The organism is Micromonospora sp. WMMA2032, from assembly GCF_002688545.1.
Lineage (GTDB): Bacteria > Actinomycetota > Actinomycetes > Mycobacteriales > Micromonosporaceae > Micromonospora > Micromonospora sediminicola.
This window is the reverse complement of the sequence record NZ_CP024052.1, coordinates 3,466,619-3,483,922: the sequence shown is the minus strand read 5'-3', so window position 1 is coordinate 3,483,922 and position 17,304 is coordinate 3,466,619. Positions and strand designations below refer to the sequence as shown.

The window sequence follows — 17,304 nt, the reverse complement described above, 5'->3', positions numbered from 1 at the left end:
GCTACGCTGCACCATCGCTCGCACTCCAGGAGGTTGCGCTGAGACTCGAACTGCGCGGCATCACCAAACGGTTCGGTGATCTGGTCGCCAACGACCACATCGACCTCACGGTGGAGCCTGGAGAGATCCACGCCCTGCTCGGCGAGAACGGCGCCGGCAAGTCGACCCTGATGAACGTGCTCTACGGGCTCTACCAGCCCGACGAGGGCGAGATCCTGGTCGACGGCAAGCCGCTGAAGCTGAAGGGTCCGTCGGACGCGATCGCCGCCGGGATCGGCATGGTGCACCAGCACTTCATGCTGGTGCCGGTCTTCACCGTGGCCGAGAACGTCATGCTCGGCGCCGAGCAGGTCCGGGGGCCGTTCGCCGGCATCCTCGACCGCCGGCGCGCCCGGCGCGAGGTCGCCGAGGTCTCCGAGCGCTACAACCTCCGGGTCGACCCGGACGCGGTGATCGAGGACCTGCCGGTCGGCATCCAGCAGCGGGTGGAGATCGTCAAGGCGCTCACCCGGGACGTCGACCTGCTGATCCTCGACGAGCCCACGGCCGTGCTCACGCCGCAGGAGACCGAGGAACTGCTCACGGTCATGCGGTCGCTCAAGGCCGCCGGCAAGTCGATCGTGTTCATCACCCACAAGCTGGGCGAGGTGAAGGCGATCGCCGACCGGATCACCGTGATCCGGCGCGGCAGGACCGTGGGCACCGCCGAGCCGAGCGCCAGCCGGGACGAACTGGCCGCGCTGATGGTGGGCCGCAGCGTCCGGCTGACCGTGGACAAGAAGCCCGCCGAGCCCGGCAAGCCGATCCTGGAGATCGCCGGCCTGGTCGTCGACGACGACCGGCAGGTACGCGCCGTCGACGGCGTCGACCTGACCGTGCGCGCCGGCGAGGTGCTCGGCGTCGCGGGCGTGCAGGGCAACGGCCAGACCGAACTGATCGAGGCGATCATGGGCCTGCGTCCCACGCTCGCCGGCACGATCAGCCTCGACGGCGAGGGGGTGAACGGCTGGTCGACCAAGAAGGTGCTCCGCGCCGGCGTCGGCTACGTGCCGGAGGACCGCAGCGTCGACGGCCTGGTCAAGGAGTTCTCCGTGGCGGAGAACCTGGTGCTGGACATCTACGACCGGCCGCCGTTCGGCAAGGGCCTGTCGCTGAAGCCGGACGCCATCGGGAAGTCGGCGAAGGAGCGGATCGAGCAGTTCGACATCCGTACCTCGTCGGCCGACGCCGCAGTCGGCACGCTCTCCGGCGGCAACCAGCAGAAGGTGATCGTGGCCCGGGAGCTGTCCCGGCCGCTGAAGCTCTTCATCGCCGCGCAGCCCACCCGGGGCGTGGACGTCGGCTCGATCGAGTTCATCCACAGCCGGGTGATCCGCGAGCGGGACGTCGGCACCGCGGTCATGGTGGTCTCCAGCGAGCTGGACGAGGTGATCGGCCTGGCCGACCGGATCGCGGTGATGTACCGCGGTCGGATCATCGGCATCGTCGGCCCGGACACCCCGCGCGAGGAGATCGGCCTGCTGATGGCCGGCATCACGCCCGACACCGCCACCCCGACCGCTGACCGCCCTGCCAACGAGGACGAGGCATGACGAACCCGAATCCGGTCTCGGGCTCCCCGGACAAGGAGCCGGCGACCGAGGCGCAGGAGGCGCGCAGCGAGGCCCGGGCGACGCCGACCGCGCCGGCCGGCGACGCCGAGCGTCCGGTGCCCGCCACCGCGCCGAAGCAGCCACCGGCCGGGGAGCCCCGGCCCAGTCTGGGCAAGCTGTTCCTGGACAACCTCTGGGCGGCGAACACGGTCACCGTGACGGTGCTCGCGGTGGTGCTGGCCATGCTGGTCGGCGCCGTGCTGATCATCATCTCCGACCCGGAGGTGCTGGCCACCTACAGCTACATCACCGCCCGCCCGGCGGACGCGCTGAACGCCAGCTGGACCGTGGTCAGCGAGGCGTACGCGAACCTGTTCAAGGGCGCGATCTTCGACCCGGACGCGGTCGGATTCACCGCCGTCATGGGCCCGATCTCGGAGACGCTGACCTACACCGCGCCGCTGGTCTTCACCGGCCTGTCGGTGGCGCTGGCGTTCCGCGGCGGTCTGTTCAACATCGGCGCCCAGGGCCAGGCCACCATCGGCGTGATCCTGGCCGCCGTCGCCGGCTTCGCGTTGCCGCTGCCGCCCGGCGTACACCTGCTGGTGGCGCTGATCGCCGGCGCGCTCGGCGGTGCCCTCTGGGGCTTCATCCCGGGCATCCTCAAGGCCCGGACCGGCGCCCACGAGGTGATCAACACGATCATGCTCAACTACGTGGCGATCTACTTCCTGTCCTGGATCATCATCCAGAGCGGGGTGCAGAACCCCGACCGCGCGGACGCGATCAGCAAGCCGGTCGACTCCTCCGCGCAGCTGCCCCGGCTGCTCGGCGACGACCTGCGGGTGCACGCCGGCATCCTGCTCGCGGTGCTGGCCACCTGGTTCATCGCCTGGCTGCTCAACCGCTCCACGCTCGGCTTCGAGCTGCGCGCGGTGGGCGAGAACCCGGACGCGGCCCGGACCGCCGGCATCAGCGTGACCAAGACGTACGTGCTGGTGATGGCGACCGCGGGTCTGCTGGCCGGCCTCGGCGGCTCGAACATGGTGCTCGGCTCCACCGCCGACGCGTTGACCCCGCTGGTGATCGCGCAGATCGGCTTCGACGGCATCCTGGTCGCCCTGCTCGGCCGGGTGAAGCCGTGGGGCGTGCTGCTGGCCGCGCTGCTGTTCGGCGCGCTCCAGGCCGGCGGCAACCGGATGCAGTCCTACTCCGGGATCTCGCTGGAGCTGGTCACCGTGCTTCAGGCGCTCATCGTCATCTTCATCGCCGCGCCCGCCCTGGTGAAGGCGATCTTCCAGCTCCGGGCGGCCCGCGCCGCCCGGCTGCAGACGAGCCTCGCGAAGGGCTGGTGAGCATGTCCACCACCGCTGTCCCCGAGGTCGCCGTCACCGCGGTCGACGAGGGTTTCTGGACGCGTGCCCGCAAGGCCGGCGCGGTCCTGCTGGCTCTGGGTGTGCTCGCGGCCGTGCTGTTCGGCGCGCTCGCCACCGACCAGCAGGCCCGCTTCACGCTCAGCGAGACCGAGGGCGGCGCCGCCCTGGAGATCAACGGCACGATCGGCGCGATCCTGTTCGGGGTCATCGCCGCCGCGGCCGGTGCCGCCCTGCTGGCCGGCGTGCCCAAGCGATGGTTCACGCTGCTGCTCGGCGCCGGGCTGGTCGCCTTCGTGCTGAGCTTCCTGTGCTGGCAGGTCTCCGCCGCCCCCGAGGGCCGCAACTTCATGCCGCTGGTCAACGTCGTCCGGGGCACGTTCATCCTGGCGCTGCCGCTGATCTTCGGCGCGCTGGCCGGCGTGCTCTGCGAGCGCTCCGGCGTGGTCAACGTGGCGATCGAGGGCCAGTTGCTGATGGGCGCCTTCTCCGGCGCGCTGTTCGGCAGCATCTCCGGCAGCGTCTGGGTCGGCCTGGTGGCCGCCGCGATCGGCGGCGCGTTCATCTCGCTGCTGCTGGCCGTGTTCGCCATCCGCTACCTGGTCGACCAGGTGGTCATGGGCATCGTGCTGAACCTGCTGGCGGTCGGCGTCACCGGCTTCCTCTACGAGCGGCTGATGCAGACCGACGCGGCGAAGTACAACAGCGCGCCGCGCTTCAGCAACTGGGAGATCCCGTTGCTGAAGGACATCCCGCTGATCGGTCCGGCGCTGTTCCGGGGCAACATCTTCCTCTACCTCGGCCTGCTGCTGGTGCTGGTCATCCACCTGGCCCTGTTCCGGACCCGGTGGGGCCTGCGGACCCGGTCGGTGGGTGAGCACCCGACCGCCGCCGACACGGTGGGCGTGAAGGTGTTGCGGTTGCGCTACCGCAACGTGATCATGGCTGGCCTGGTGGCCGGTGTCGGTGGGGCGTCGTACACGCTGGCGCTCTACTCGTTCACCAAGAACATGATCGGCGGCAAGGGCTTCATCGCCCTGGCCGCGCTCATCTTCGGCCGGTGGAGCCCGACGGGCGCGCTGCTCGCGGCGTTGTTCTTCGGCTTCGCCGACCAGCTCGCCACCTACCTGGGCGCGATCGGCAGTGGCATCCCGAGCCAGTTCCTGGCGATGCTGCCCTACCTGGCGACGATCCTGGCGGTGGCCGGGCTGGTCGGCAAGGTCCGGGCACCGGCCGCCGACGGCAAGCCGTACATCAAGGGCTGAGCCTCCGCGACACGACGTGCCCGGCGGGAGGACCCGCCGGGCATCGTCGTCTCCGGCCGCGCCGGTGACCGATCGGCGTGGATTGGGCAGAATGGGAGTCGTGATGGAGATCGACTGGGAGCGGCTGCGGGCCGCCGCCACCGAGGTGATGCGGCACGCCTACGTGCCCTACTCGAAGTTTCCCGTCGGCGCCGCCGCCCTGGTCGACGACGGCCGGGTCGTGGTCGGCTGCAACGTGGAGAACGCCGGCTACGGCGTGACGCTCTGCGCCGAGTGCGGCGTCGTCTCCTCGCTGCACGCCACCGGCGGCGGTCGGATCGTGGCGCTGTCCTGCGTCGACGCGACCGGTGAGCCGCTGATGCCGTGCGGCCGGTGCCGGCAGCTGCTCTGGGAGCAGGGCGGGCCGGAGTGCCTGATCGAGGCGAAGAGCGGGCCGCTGCGGATGGCGGAGCTGCTCCCGCACGCCTTCGACGTGGCCGACATCGAGGCGGTGACCGGCGAGCATCCGGTGCCCGTGGTGCCGGACCGGCTGGCCGCCTGGCGCGGCCGGGGGACGGTGTTCGTGCACCCCGACCTGTCCGGCGGGCAGCAGGTCTGGACGACCTACTGGGAGCGGTCGGCCGGGGACGCCGAGGACACCGAGACCGGCGTGCTGGAGGAGGGCCCGACCTGGGACGAGCCGGCCGGCGCGATCGAGTGGGGGTTGGCGCGGACGCCGCGTGTGGTCGTGGTGGACGCGTCCGGGACGATCTTCTGGGCCGGTGAGGGTGAGCCTCCTTCGGAGATTCCGGTCCGTTGGGGTTGAGCCGGTTGAAGTGGGGTTGAGCTGGGGGAATCGGGCCGACCGTGCCCGGCTCCGGGCGGTCAGGCTTGATCCCTCCGCCGGTCACGGTCGGCCCGATTCCTCGACGGTCACCGTTCGCGGGTCGGTGCGGCCACGCGCGATCAATTGATTGGATCTTGAGAAGTGAGTGCTTTCACGGCGGTTGACGTCATCCGGACGAAGCGGGACGGGGGTGTGCTGAGCGACGGCCAGATCGACTGGGTGGTCGACGCGTACACCAAGGGGTTGGTGGCCGACGAGCAGATGTCGGCGCTGGCCATGGCGATCCTGCTGCGCGGCATGACCGGCCCGGAGATCGCCCGGTGGACCGCCGCCATGATCGCCAGCGGCGAGCGGCTGGACCTGTCGTCGGTGGCCCGGCCGACCGTGGACAAGCACTCCACCGGCGGCGTCGGCGACAAGATCACCCTGCCGCTGACCCCGCTGGTCGCCGCGTGCGGCGCGGCCGTCCCGCAGCTGTCCGGCCGGGGGCTCGGTCACACCGGCGGCACGCTGGACAAGCTGGAGTCGATCCCGGGTTGGCGGGCGGCGCTGCGCAACGACGAGTTCATCGCCCAGCTCCGCGACGTCGGCGCGGTGATCTGCGCGGCCGGTGACGGGCTCGCCCCGGCCGACCGCAAGCTGTACGCGCTGCGCGACGTCACCGGCACCGTCGAGGCGATCCCGCTCATCGCCAGCTCGATCATGAGCAAGAAGATCGCGGAGGGGACCGGCGCGCTGGTGCTCGACGTGAAGGTCGGCTCCGGCGCCTTCATGAAGAACGTCGACGACGCCCGCGAGCTGGCCCGCACCATGGTCGAGCTGGGTGGGGCGCACGGGGTGCGCACGGTCGCCCTGCTCACCGACATGTCCACCCCGCTCGGCCTGACGGTCGGCAACGCGGTCGAGGTGACCGAGTCGGTGGAGGTGCTCGCCGGCGGCGGCCCGGCCGACGTGGTGGAGCTGACGCTGGCGCTGGCCCGGGAGATGCTCGACGCCGCGGGCCTGCCGGACGCCGACCCGGCCGCCGCGCTGCGCGACGGCCGGGCGATGGACGCCTGGCGGACGATGATCCGGGCGCAGGGCGGCGACCCGGACGCCCCGATGCCGACCGCGCCGGAGGTCGAGGTCGTCACCGCGGCCGAGGACGGCTGGGTGGCCGAGGTCGACGCGTACGCGATCGGGGTGGCCGCCTGGCGGCTCGGCGCCGGCCGGGCCCGCAAGGAGGACCCGGTGAGCGTCCCGGCGGGCGTGGTCCTGCACAAGCGCCCCGGCGATCGCGTGCGGGTCGGTGACCCGCTGTTCGAGCTGCGCGCCGAGCACGCCGAGCGGATCCCGGCGGCGCTGGCCGAGGCGCGTGGGGCGATCCGGGTGGCGGCCGAGGCGCCGGCCGTCACGCCGCTGGTCATCGACCGGATCGGTTGACGGGTTCCGGCTCGGGCCGGCCATGGTGCCGGCCCGGCCGGAGCCGCTATCCTCCCAGGCCAGGGGGACCGACCGGCGGCGAGCCGGGGCGACCAGACAGGGACTGACCGTTGCGCGTATCCGCTCCCGATCCTCGGGCCGTCCGCGAGGCGAGCCTCGACGAGCTGTCCCGGCTGGGTCTTCCGCTGCCGCCGTCGCAGTTCCCGCTGGTGTGGGAGCCGGGCGACGAGATCGAGCTGCGCCCGACCCCGGAGATCGAGGCCCGGATCGCGGTGCTGCACCTGATTCTGGCCCGCTGCTTCGGCATGCCCGCGCAGGCGGCGATGAGCTGGCTGCTCGACTCGCACCTGGTCGAGATGCTGACGCCGCCGGAGTGGCAGTTCGTGATGGGCAGCCGGGGCGACCACCGGTCGTTCGTGCTGCACCACGACGCGCTCTTCTCGCTGGCCTGGGTGCTCGGCCTGACCAAGCAGCTGGACCCGACCGTGCCGGTCGACGAGCGGCTGGTCGAACGGATGCCGAACCTGGTCACCGGGGAGACGTTCCCGCAGTGGCGGGCCCGGATCCTGGCCGCACCGCAACATCCCGCCGACGCGGCGGCGCTGCTCGACCTGCACTACTGCCTGGACTGGGCCTACCTGGAGACCGAGCGGGCCGGCCGGGCGCTGCCCGGGCTGGTGGATGCCAACGCGATCGGCCAGCGCCGGTGGGCGTTGGAGTGGGCCGTGGTGCTGCGCGGGCCGTACCACGAGGAGCCGCCGGGCTGGGAAGAGGTCGACCTCTCCACCTGACGCCGGTCAGCGCGGCCGGTGCACGCCCAGCCGGATGGCGAGCGTGACCGGCGTCGGCTCGGGCATCCCGGCGATCCGGGCGGCGAGCCGTCCCGGGTCGGCGTGCCAGGCGCTGGGTCCCATCCCCACCAGCGTGGTGACCTCGGCGCGGGTCAGCGCCAGCCGGGCCCGGTGCTCGGTGACGGAATCCTCGGCGAAGTGGCCGCCCAGGCTGCCGGCCACCCGGTCGGCCTTGTCGGGGTCCACCCGGAGCAGGTCGAGCGCGTCGACCAGCTCGGCCAGGTGGTCGACTGCGGGGGTGACCACCAGCAGCGCTCCGGCCGGGTCGAGCACCCGGTGGAACTCCGGACCGTTGCGCGGCGCGAAGACGTTCAGCAGCACGGTCACGGACCGGTCGGCCAGCGGTAACCGCTGCCAGGTGTCGGCCAACGCGGCGGCGGCGCGCGGATGGGCCCGGGCCGCGCGGCGCAGCGCCGGCTTGGAGACGTCCAGCGCCAGGCCGTGGGCGTCCGGCAGCGCCGCCAGCACCGCCGCGAGGTAGTGGCCGGTCCCCGCGCCGGCGTCCACCACCAGGGGGTACGGGTCGTCGGGCGCGACGCGCGTCGCGGCGGAGGCCAGTGCGGTGGCGACGGTGTCGTAGTGCCCGGCGGCGAGGAAGTCGGACCGGGCGGAGACCATGTCGGCGCTGTCCCCGCTGTGCGGGGTGCGGCCGGCGAGCAGGTTGACGTATCCCTGCCGGGCGGTGTCGAAGCTGTGCCCGCGCGGGCAACGCAGCGCGCGGGTGGTGCCGGCGGTGGCCTCGGCCAGCGGCTCGGCGCAGACCGGGCAGCGCAGCCGGCCCAGGATCCGGTGGTCCACGGCTCAGCCCGCCGCTTCCGCGCGTCGACCGGCGCCGTCGCCGGGTCGGCCGGCGAGACGGTCGACCACCCGCTGGCTGAGCGTGCCGAGTGCCGCCAGCTCGGCCGGGGTGAGCAGGTCGATCAGGTGGCGGCGGACGGCGGCCACGTGCGCCGGCGCCGCGGCCTCGACGGCCCGCCGGCCGGCCGGGGTGAGGGTCACCACCGAGCCGCGCCCGTCGGTGGCACACTCCTCCCGGACGACCAGGCCGCGTTGCTGCATCCGGGAGATGTGGTGGGAGAGCCGGCTGCGGGACCAGAGCATCCGGTCGGCCAGCTCGCTGAGCCGCATCCGCTGGTCGGGGGTCTCGGAGAGGTCGCTCAGCACGTCGTAGTCCGGCTCGGAGAGGCCGGCGTCCTGCATCAGCTCGCGGGCCAGCTCCAGGTCGAGCAGCCGGCGCATCCGCCGGTAGCCCCGCCACGCGCGGTCCTCCCGCTCGTCGAGCCAGCGCGGTTCGTCCATGCCCCGATCCTAACGGTTGGTTGACATGTCACCAACATGCCGCCTAGGTTGATGACATGTCAACGAAAATGTCGGCCCGGGTGGTTCGGCTGCTCGCCGGCCTGACCCTGTTCGGCGTCAGCGTCGCGCTGATGGTCCGCGCCGACCTCGGCCTCGCGTCCTGGGACGTGCTGCACCAGGGCCTCGCCGCCCGCACCGGCCTGCCGATGGGCCTGCTGGTCAACGGCGTGGCACTGCTGGTGCTGCTGCTGTGGATCCCGTTGCGGCAGCGCCCCGGCATCGGCACGGTGGCGAACGTCGCCCTGGTCGGGCTGGCCCTCGACGCGACGCTGGCCCTGGTCCCCCGCTCGACCCGCTCGCCGGTCGGATCGGGCTGCTGGTCGCGGGCATCCTGCTCAACGGTCTCGCCACCGCGCTCTACCTGGGCGCCCGCCTCGGTCCCGGTCCGCGCGACGGGCTGATGACCGGCCTGGCCGCCCGCGGCCTCCCGCTCGGCCCGGTACGCACCCTGATCGAGGTGACCGTGCTGGCGGTCGGTTGGCTGCTCGGCGGGGCCGTCGGTCCCGGCACCCTGCTCTACGCGGTCGGCATCGGCCCGATCGTCGCCTGGCTCGTTCCCCGACTCACCGTGCCGGCCCCGGCCGCCACCCCGACAGGAGTGACCCCACCATGCCCCGCCTGAACGTGATCGTCGCCAGCACCCGCCCCGGTCGGGTCGGCCGCCGCATCGGTGACTGGTTCACCGCCGCCGCCGTCCGCCACGGCGGCTTCGACGAGGTACGCCTCGTCGACCTGGCCGAGGTCGGACTGCCCTTCCACGACGAGCCGCACCATCCGTCGGAGCGGGTCTACCTGCACGAGCACACCCACACGTGGAGCGCCACCACCGATGCCGCGGACGCCTTCGTCCTGGTGATGCCGGAGTACAACCACGGCTTCAGCGCGCCGCTCAAGAACGCGATCGACTACCTCTACCACGAGTGGCAGCACAAGCCGGTGGGCTTCGTCAGCTACGGGATGACCTCCGGGGGCCTGCGCGCGGTGCAAATGATCAAGCAGGTGGTGACGACCTTGAACATGACGCCGGTCAACGACGCGGTGGTCGTCTTCCTGCGGCAGGCGCTGGACGAGTCGGGTGAGCTGCGCGCCGACCCGGGCCGGGACGACGCCGCCGCGCTGATGCTCGACCGGCTCGTCCGGCTGGCCGCCGCGCTCGCGCCGCTGCGGGTGACCGCATGAGCGCCCGGCTCTGGGAGCTGTTCGGCGAGCACGGGCGCGGGGTGCTGGCCACCCTGCGCCGGGACGGACGCCCGCAGCTGTCCAACCTCGACTACCTGGCCGAGCCGGGCCTGATCCGTTGCTCCACCACGGCCGACCGGGCGAAGGTGCGCAACCTGCGCCGGGACCCCCGGGCCAGCTTCCACGTGACCACCGCCGACGGCGGCGCGTACGCGGTGGCCGAGGGCACGGTGACGCTCACCCCGCCGGCCGCCGCGACCGACGACGCGACGGTCGACGAGTTGGTCGAGGTCTACCGGCGGATCCGCGGCGAGCACCCGGACTGGGCGGACTACCGGGCCGCCATGGTGGCCGACGGCCGCCTGGTCCTGCGCCTGAGCGTCGAGCGGGTCTACGGCTGGCGTCCCTGAAGCCGGTCCGGTGCCGGACCGGTACCGCCGGTGACTAGGGTCTGAGCATGGTCGCAATCTCGTACGAGGACATCGTCAAGGTCCCCAAGGCGCTGCTGCACGATCACCTCGACGGCGGCCTGCGGCCCGCGACGATCGTCGAGCTGGCCGCCGAGGCCGGCCACGAACTCCCCACCACCGACCCGGAGGCGCTGGGACGCTGGTTCTCCGAGGCGGCGAACTCCGGCTCGCTGGAGCGCTACCTGGAGACGTTCGCGCACACCGTCGCGGTCATGCAGACCGCGCCCGCGCTGCGTCGGGTCGCCCGGGAGTGCGCGCTGGACCTGGCCGCCGACGGCGTCGTCTACGCCGAGGTGCGGTTCGCGCCCGAGCAGCACCTGGAGCAGAACCTCACCCTCGACGAGGTGGTCGACGCGGTGGTCACCGGGTTCCGGGAGGGCAGCGCGCTGGCCGCCGAGGCGGGCACGCCGATCCGGATCGGCACGCTGCTCACCGCGATGCGGCACGCCGCCCGGTCGCAGGAGATCGCCGAGCTGGCGGTGCGGCACCGCGACACCGGGGTGGTCGGCTTCGACATCGCCGGCGCCGAGGCCGGCTTCCCGCCCACCCGGCACCTGGACGCGTTCGAGTACCTCCAGCGGGAGAACTTCCACTTCACCATCCACGCCGGCGAGGCGTTCGGCCTGCCGTCGATCTGGCAGGCGATCCAGTGGTGCGGGGCGGACCGGCTGGGCCACGGCGTGCGCATCGTGGACGACATCACCCCCGGCAACCCGCCGGTGCTGGGCCGGCTGGCGGCGTACGTGCGGGACAAGCGCATCCCGCTGGAGCTGTGCCCGTCGTCGAACGTGCAGACCGGCGCGGCGGCGTCGATCGCCGACCACCCGATCGGGCTGCTGCGCGACCTGCGCTTCCGGGTGACGGTGAACACCGACAACCGGCTGATGAGCGGCACCTCGATGTCGCGGGAGATGGCGCTGCTGGTGGACGCCTTCGGCTACGGCTGGAAGGAACTCCAGTGGTTCACCATCAACGCGATGAAGAGCGCGTTCATCCCGTTCGACGAGCGGCTGCGGATCATCGACGAGGTGATCAAGCCGGCGTACGCCAAGCTGATCGGCTGATCACCGGCGGCGCGGGTGGCCGGCGAGCAGGGCGGCCACCCCGCGCAGCACCTGCCGGGCGCGGGCGGCCTCGGCGCCCAGGCCGGTCTGCCGGCGCAGCACGGCCGGCTCGGTCCGCAGCAGCGTGATCCCGCGCCGGACCAGCACGCGGGGGGCCTTGCGCTGCTCGGTGAGATCGCGGGCGAGCCGGCGCAGGAAGGTCGCGCCACGCGGGCGCCGCAGCGCGTACGCCCCGGCGAGCAGCCCCCGGCGCCGGCACTCGGCGACGATCTCGGCGGCGAAGATCCCTTCGGCGACGAAAATTGGCGATCCGTCGACGTCGAATGGCCGGGTGGCCACCCGCCGGTCCGCGCCGATCGCATAAACCGGCACTTCGGCCTTGCCCTCCCGGGCCAGTCGGGCAATGGTTTCCACCGCCGTGTCCGCGTCCCAGGACAAGGGGGACTCCCAGTCCACCTGTCCGTTTCGGCGTGGACACGTAGGGTCATCGCCGTCCTTGTAGAAGTCGTCCAGACACAGCACCGGAAGTCCGGTTCGCTGGGCTATGTACGACTTTCCCGAGCCGGAGGGCCCGGCGAGCAGGACGACGCGATGCGGGTGTTCCATTACCTTCAGTGACTCCGGCCAGACGGATTGCTATCAAATTGCATCAACATCTCATCACACCTCCGGCGAGGGCCAACCTGGGCTTTCTCTTTGGGAGGCGGCGTGATGGAATCTCGGAGGTCCGACCCGCCGGGTCGGTCGCTCGGCGTTGCCCTCAGGTGACGTCGGACGCGGTTTTGCGAGGGCGGTGACGTGAGCAAACGGCCAACGACGGCGGGCTCCTTCCTGTCGCGGCTGCGCCGGCCGGCGAGTCGGCTGCGCGACATGCCGATCTGGTCCAAGCTCGGTCTGATCATGATCGTGCCGACCATCGCCACGGTCGTGGTGGGCACCAGCGGTCTGGTCGACCACCTGGAGACGCTCAACAATGCCAACCGGGCCGGCGACCTCGCCAGCCTGATCGGCTACTCGGGTGACCTGGCCGACACGATGCAGGACGAGCGGGTCGGTTCGGTGCTCTTCCTCGGAGCGAAGGAACTCCAGACCCGGGCGCAGTACCAGGAGGCCTACAACCGGGCCAACCAGCGGGTGGACCAGGCCAAGGGCCCCTACCTGCGCCAGCGGGGCGAGATCGACGACCTGCCGCGCAACTTCGAGGCCCGGCTGGACGAGATCGACGACCAGCTCAAGGACCTGCCGGCCACCCGCAGCCAGGTGCTGAACGGCAAGCTCAAGATCGACGAGGCGGAGAAGGCGTACGAGCGCCTGATCAACGACCTGCTCTCGATCCGTGACTCGGCCACCCAGCTCGCCGGTGACAACGACCTGAGCGACCGGATGCGCGCCGCCGCCGCGGTCGCCCGGCAGAAGGAATACCTGGCCCAGCGCCGGGTGGTCGTGCACCAGGCACTCACCCAGGGGCAGTACAGCCCCGCGCTGCGCGAGCAGTTCATCGCCAGCGGCACCGCCCAGGCGCAGGCCCTCGCGACGTTCCGCTCCGTGGCCACCCCGGCCGACGCCGAGTTCTTCGACCAGACGGTCGAGGGACCCGACCTGCGTAAGGCCGACAACCTCACCGGCTTCATGTCGGCGAACAACAGCGGCTCGATGAAGAACGCGCCGTTCGGGCCGGACCAGTGGGACCAGGCGATGGTCGGCAACGCCAAGCTGATCCGCACGGTCGAGTCCCGGCTCGACGGCAACGTGGTCCGGCAGGCCGACGAGCTGCGGTCGGACACGCAGCGCCAGGTGTTCCTCGAGACCGGCCTGCTGCTCACCATGCTGCTGCTGGCCATCCTCTTCGCCTACCTGGTCGCCCGGTCGATGGCCCGCTCGCTGCGCGACCTGCGTCAGGGCGCCCTGTCGGTGGCCCAGTACGGCCTGCCGCAGGCGGTGGCCCGGCTGCGCGACCCGCAGGTGACCGGTCAGCTCTCCCCGGTGCAGCTGGCCAACCAGATCGCCGAACCGCTGCCGGTCCGCAGCAAGGACGAGTTCGGTCAGGTGACCGAGGCGTTCAACGCCGTCCACCTGGAGGCGGTCCGCACCGCGGCCGAGCAGGCGGCCCTGCGCGCCTCCGTCGCGACCATGTTCGTCAACCTGGCCCGCCGCTCGCAGATCCTGGTCGACCGGCTGATCGGCCACCTCGACCGGCTGGAGCGCGGCGAGGAGGACCCGGACCGGCTGGCCGAGCTGTTCCAGCTCGACCACCTGGCCACCCGGATGCGCCGCAACGACGAGAACCTGCTGGTCCTCGCCGGTGCGGACTCCACCCGTGTGCAGCGCGAGCCGGCCGCCCTGATCGACGTGCTCCGCGCCGCCCAGTCCGAGGTCGAGCACTACACCCGGATCGAGTTCGGGGTCATCGACCGCGACATCGAGGTCGCCGCGCACGCGGTCAACGACCTGGTGCACCTGGTCGCCGAGCTGTTCGACAACGCCACCGCCTTCTCACCGCCGGACTCGAGCGTCATGGTCGAGGCCCGTCGGGTCGGCGACCGCGCCTCGCTCTACGTGGAGGACCGCGGCATCGGCATCAGCTCCGAGCAGCTGCGCGACCTGAACGAGCGGCTCGCCACGCCGCCGCAGGTGGACGTGGCGGTCTCCCGGATGATGGGCCTGGTCGTGGTCGCCCGGCTGGCGTCCCGGCACGGCGTCAAGGTCGAGCTGCGGCCCGCCGCCGACCGGGGCACCGTCGCCGACGTCACGCTGCCCACCTCGGTCCTGGTGCCGCGCGCCCTCGCCGGTCGCGGGATGCCGGCCCCGGCGCTGCCCGCAGCCGGCCCGCAGCAGGGCGGCCCCACGCCGGCCTTCGGCGCCCTGGCCGCGCTCGGCAACGGCCCGCACACCCCGCCCCCCGCGCCGCACCCCGGCGGCTCCGGCAACCAGGTCACGCTCGGCGGGCGTTCCTTCGACCCGGGCCACCGCAACGGCTCCGGCACCCCGGCCAACGCCGGCGGCGGTCGTGCCATGCCGGCCTGGTCCGACCTCACCGGCGCCAACGCCGGTGGCGGCGACGGCTACGCCCCGCGGGCCGCCAACGGCCAGCCGGTCGACCCGCTGCCCCAGCGGCGCAACCCGGCCGAGGGCGACCCGGCCACGACCGGTCAGCAGCCGGCCATCCCGCGGCAGCTGCCCAGCAGCCCGGAGGCGCGGCCCTACAACCCGCCGCCGGTGTCGGCCCCGCCGGTCCCACCGGTGTCGGCCCCGCCGCTGCCGCCGGTCTCCGGCGCGCCGGTCTCGGGCAACCCGTACGCGAACAACCCGTACCCGGGCCGTCCCGTCTCGGCCGCTCCGGTCTCCGGTCACCCGGTCTCCGGCGACCCGTACCCGGGCCGTCCGGTGTCGGCCGCGCCGGTCTCCGGCTACCCGGTCTCGGGCCACCCCGTCTCGGCCGCGCCGGTCTCCGGCCAGCCGACCGCGGGCTACCCGGTCTCCGCCCCGCCGACCGACCAGCTGCCGTCGCGTCCGGTCCCGTCGACGTCCGCTCCGCACGTGGGCGCCCCGCCGGTCTGGCCGCCGGTCGCCCCGGCGCCGGCCCCCGCCATGCCGGAGCGGATGCCCGCCGGCATGGACATGACCACGGAGCTGCCGCGGGTCCCGCGCACGGAGACGCCGTCGATGGCGCCGCAGCAGCCCGCCGCCCAGCCGGCGGCCCCTCAGCCGGCCCCCGCACCGCGCCAGGCCGCACCGCAGCAGCCCGGCAACCGCCAGCGGTACGCGGACGAGACGATGGAGCTGCCGATCTTCCGGGAGCTCGAGTCGGCCTGGTTCCGCACCCGTCGGCCCGGGCCCAACGAGGAGGCGGCGGCCGCCCCGGCCGGGCCGGCCAACGGCGCCGCGACCCAGCAGTTCGCCAAGGTGGACACCGCAGGCCGGGCTGTGCCGCAGACCACACCCGCAACGACAGGTAACACACCGATGGCACACACTCCGACGGCCGGCGGAGCCCCGCGTGACAACGGCACGGCGAACGGCAACGCGCGTCCGGCGTACGCCGGTGGGCTGCCGACCCGGCAGCCGGCGTCGCCGCAGCAGCCCTCGCCGTGGCAGACCGCGGCCGACGACGGTTGGCGGGCCGCCTCGGCCGCCACCGAGGTGCCGGTGGAGGAGACCACGCAGAAGGGCCTGCCGAAGCGGACGCCGATGGCGCAGCTCGTGCCGGGCAGCATCGACAAGCCGTCGCCGTCGTCGCAGCGGCGGACGCCGGAGGGTGTCCGGGGCCTGCTCTCGGCCTACCATCGGGGCGTGCAGCGGGGGCGGAACACGACCGACAGCAACACGACCGGCCCGGAGGGCACTCCGGGCGGGCAGCAGTCCTCGCAGTCTGGCTCAGGCCCGGTGGCCGGGAGCGGGCAGAAGGAGCAACAAGGATGACTACTACGCAGGATCTCGGATGGCTGCTCGCCAACTTCGCCGACCGGGTGCCCGGTGTGGCGCACGCGGTCGCGGTCTCGGCCGACGGCCTGCTTCTCGCCTCGTCCCGTGACCTCCCGCGGGACCGCGCCGACCAGCTCGCGGCGATCGCGTCCGGCCTGGTCAGCCTGACCCAGGGCGCGGCGCGCTGCTTCGAGGGCGGAGCGGTGCTGCAGACAGTCGTCGAGATGGACAACGGCTTCCTGTTCCTGATGTCCATCTCGGACGGCTCGTCGTTCGCGGTGCTCGCGGCGCGTAGCTGCGACGTGGGTCAGGTCGGGTACGAGATGGCCCTGCTCGTGGACCGGGTGGGCGACGCCCTGACGCCGCAGCCGCGTACGGCTGTGGGGATGATGGGCTGAATGACGCGCTGGCCGGTGGGTCAGGAGCGGGAACAACGACGACAGCGACGGATGCCACCGGGGCGAGCCGGTGCCGGGTGCGAGGGAGGTGAGCGGCGACATGGCGGATCGTGACGAGCCGACGGGAGCGTTGGTCCGGCCGTACGCCGTGACCCGAGGTCGTACCCGTCCCCGGCTCGACATCGCCCTGGAGGCGCTCGTCGAGACGACGGTGCGCGGCCGAGCGGTTGCCACTGGCAATGGTGGTGGCCACGGTCGTGAACACCAGTACATAGCCGCGTTGTGTGACGGACGCGTGCAGTCGCTTGCCGAGATCGCGGCGCGGATGCAGCTTCCGCTCGGCGTGGCCCGGGTGCTCATCGCCGACATGGCGACGGACGGCCTGGTCGCGGTCCACGAGCCGACCATTTTGGACGACTCTGACGACGCGGTGGGCACTGAACTGCTGGAGAGGGTGCTGAGTGGACTTCGCAGGCTCTGACATGTCGCACCGGCCGCCGGTCCCGAGCGGGCGCGTGACGTCGGCGAAGATCGTTATCGCCGGTGGATTCGGCGTCGGCAAGACGACGCTGGTCGGTTCGGTCTCGGAGATCACGCCGCTGACCACCGAGGCGATCATGACCTCCGCCGGCGTGGGCGTCGACGACACCCGGCAGGTGCCGGGCAAGACGACGACCACGGTGGCGATGGACTTCGGTCGTATCTCGATCGACCGTGACCTGATCCTGTACCTCTTCGGTACGCCGGGTCAGACGCGGTTCTGGTTCATGTGGGACGAGTTGGTCCGGGGCGCGATCGGCGCGGTGGTGCTGGTCGACACCCGTCGACTCGCCGACTGCTTCGCCGCGATCGACTTCTTCGAGCACCGGCGGTTGCCGTACCTGATCGCCATCAACTGCTTCGACGGCATGCAGTACCACGATCCGCAGGACGTACGGGACGCGCTCGCGATCTCCCGCGACGTGCCGGTGGTGCCGTGCGACGCCCGTAACCGGGAGTCGACGAAGCACGTACTGATCTCGCTGGTCGAGTACGTGCTCACCATGCGGCGCTCGCGGGCCGTCGCGCCCGCCTGACCGACAC

General features: G+C 72.5%; 16 protein-coding genes and 1 pseudogene. 14 read left to right on the top strand and 3 right to left on the bottom strand.

The features are described 5' to 3' along the window. Positions 1–38: 38 nt before the first annotated feature. The 6 genes from CO540_RS15720 to CO540_RS15695 all read left to right on the top strand — a co-directional run bounded on the left by CO540_RS15720 (position 39) and on the right by CO540_RS15695 (position 7,269). Complete coding sequence (locus CO540_RS15720; RefSeq protein ID WP_099162631.1) at positions 39–1,592, top strand: ABC transporter ATP-binding protein; 1,554 nt, start codon at positions 39–41, stop codon at positions 1,590–1,592. Then, positions 1,589–2,947: an ABC transporter permease gene (locus CO540_RS15715; RefSeq protein ID WP_099162630.1), complete on the top strand. Its 1,359-nt coding sequence runs from the start codon at positions 1,589–1,591 to the stop codon at positions 2,945–2,947. Before CO540_RS15720 ends, CO540_RS15715 begins: the two co-directional genes overlap by 4 nt. A gap of 2 nt (positions 2,948–2,949) precedes the next feature. Beyond that, complete coding sequence (locus CO540_RS15710; RefSeq protein ID WP_099162629.1) at positions 2,950–4,230, top strand: ABC transporter permease; 1,281 nt, start codon at positions 2,950–2,952, stop codon at positions 4,228–4,230. Between the two features lie 103 nt (positions 4,231–4,333). Continuing rightward, positions 4,334–5,035, top strand: coding sequence for a cytidine deaminase (locus CO540_RS15705; protein ID WP_099162628.1), 702 nt, complete (start codon positions 4,334–4,336; stop codon positions 5,033–5,035). Positions 5,036–5,197: 162 nt separating this feature from the next. Further along, the gene (locus CO540_RS15700) at positions 5,198–6,478 is read left to right on the top strand and encodes a thymidine phosphorylase (protein ID WP_099162627.1); all 1,281 of its coding nucleotides are present in this window, start codon (positions 5,198–5,200) and stop codon (positions 6,476–6,478) included. A gap of 110 nt (positions 6,479–6,588) precedes the next feature. Next, positions 6,589–7,269 (top strand): DUF4272 domain-containing protein, encoded by a 681-nt coding sequence (locus tag CO540_RS15695; protein WP_099162626.1) that lies wholly within the window; start codon positions 6,589–6,591, stop codon positions 7,267–7,269. 6 nt (positions 7,270–7,275) lie between these two features. Here the strand turns inward: CO540_RS15695 and CO540_RS15690 are convergent, their stop codons facing one another. Beyond that, positions 7,276–8,127, bottom strand: a complete 852-nt coding sequence (locus CO540_RS15690) for a putative RNA methyltransferase (RefSeq protein WP_099162625.1) — start codon at positions 8,125–8,127, stop codon at positions 7,276–7,278. 3 nt (positions 8,128–8,130) lie between these two features. Continuing rightward, entirely contained in the window at positions 8,131–8,628 is a 498-nt protein-coding gene (locus CO540_RS15685; protein ID WP_099162624.1) for a MarR family winged helix-turn-helix transcriptional regulator, read from the bottom strand. Between the two features lie 56 nt (positions 8,629–8,684). On the opposite strand from CO540_RS15685, the pseudogene CO540_RS15680 reads away from it, so the two are divergent. From CO540_RS15680 to CO540_RS15665, 4 genes and pseudogenes are all read left to right on the top strand, one after another. Continuing rightward, positions 8,685–9,310, top strand: a pseudogene (locus CO540_RS15680) (YitT family protein). Continuing rightward, positions 9,298–9,867, top strand: coding sequence for an NADPH-dependent FMN reductase (locus CO540_RS15675; RefSeq protein ID WP_099162623.1), 570 nt, complete (start codon positions 9,298–9,300; stop codon positions 9,865–9,867). The pseudogene CO540_RS15680 and the gene CO540_RS15675 overlap by 13 nt, the downstream one beginning before the upstream one ends. After that, complete coding sequence (locus CO540_RS15670; RefSeq protein WP_099162622.1) at positions 9,864–10,277, top strand: PPOX class F420-dependent oxidoreductase; 414 nt, start codon at positions 9,864–9,866, stop codon at positions 10,275–10,277. Before CO540_RS15675 ends, CO540_RS15670 begins: the two co-directional genes overlap by 4 nt. 47 nt (positions 10,278–10,324) lie before the next feature. After that, positions 10,325–11,401, top strand: coding sequence for an adenosine deaminase (locus CO540_RS15665; RefSeq protein ID WP_091582371.1), 1,077 nt, complete (start codon positions 10,325–10,327; stop codon positions 11,399–11,401). On the opposite strand, the gene CO540_RS15660 is transcribed toward CO540_RS15665, so the two are convergent. After that, complete coding sequence (locus CO540_RS15660) at positions 11,402–11,839, bottom strand: ATP-binding protein (protein ID WP_253865961.1); 438 nt, start codon at positions 11,837–11,839, stop codon at positions 11,402–11,404. 360 nt (positions 11,840–12,199) lie between these two features. Between CO540_RS15660 and CO540_RS15655 the strand changes: the two genes are divergently transcribed. From CO540_RS15655 to CO540_RS15640, 4 genes are all read left to right on the top strand, one after another. Then, positions 12,200–15,820 (top strand): sensor histidine kinase, encoded by a 3,621-nt coding sequence (locus tag CO540_RS15655; protein WP_099162620.1) that lies wholly within the window; start codon positions 12,200–12,202, stop codon positions 15,818–15,820. After that, on the top strand, positions 15,817–16,221 hold the full coding sequence (locus tag CO540_RS15650) for a roadblock/LC7 domain-containing protein (protein WP_013283992.1): 405 nt from the start codon (positions 15,817–15,819) through the stop codon (positions 16,219–16,221). The genes CO540_RS15655 and CO540_RS15650 overlap by 4 nt, the downstream gene beginning before the upstream one ends. A gap of 100 nt (positions 16,222–16,321) precedes the next feature. Next, positions 16,322–16,702 carry a DUF742 domain-containing protein gene (locus tag CO540_RS15645; RefSeq protein ID WP_013473970.1) on the top strand — a complete coding sequence of 127 codons (381 nt, stop codon included), beginning with the start codon at positions 16,322–16,324 and terminating at the stop codon, positions 16,700–16,702. A 1-nt stretch (position 16,703) separates the two neighbouring features. Continuing rightward, positions 16,704–17,297 (top strand): ATP/GTP-binding protein, encoded by a 594-nt coding sequence (locus tag CO540_RS15640; RefSeq protein WP_091582358.1) that lies wholly within the window; start codon positions 16,704–16,706, stop codon positions 17,295–17,297. The last annotated feature ends 7 nt before the right edge of the window (positions 17,298–17,304 follow it).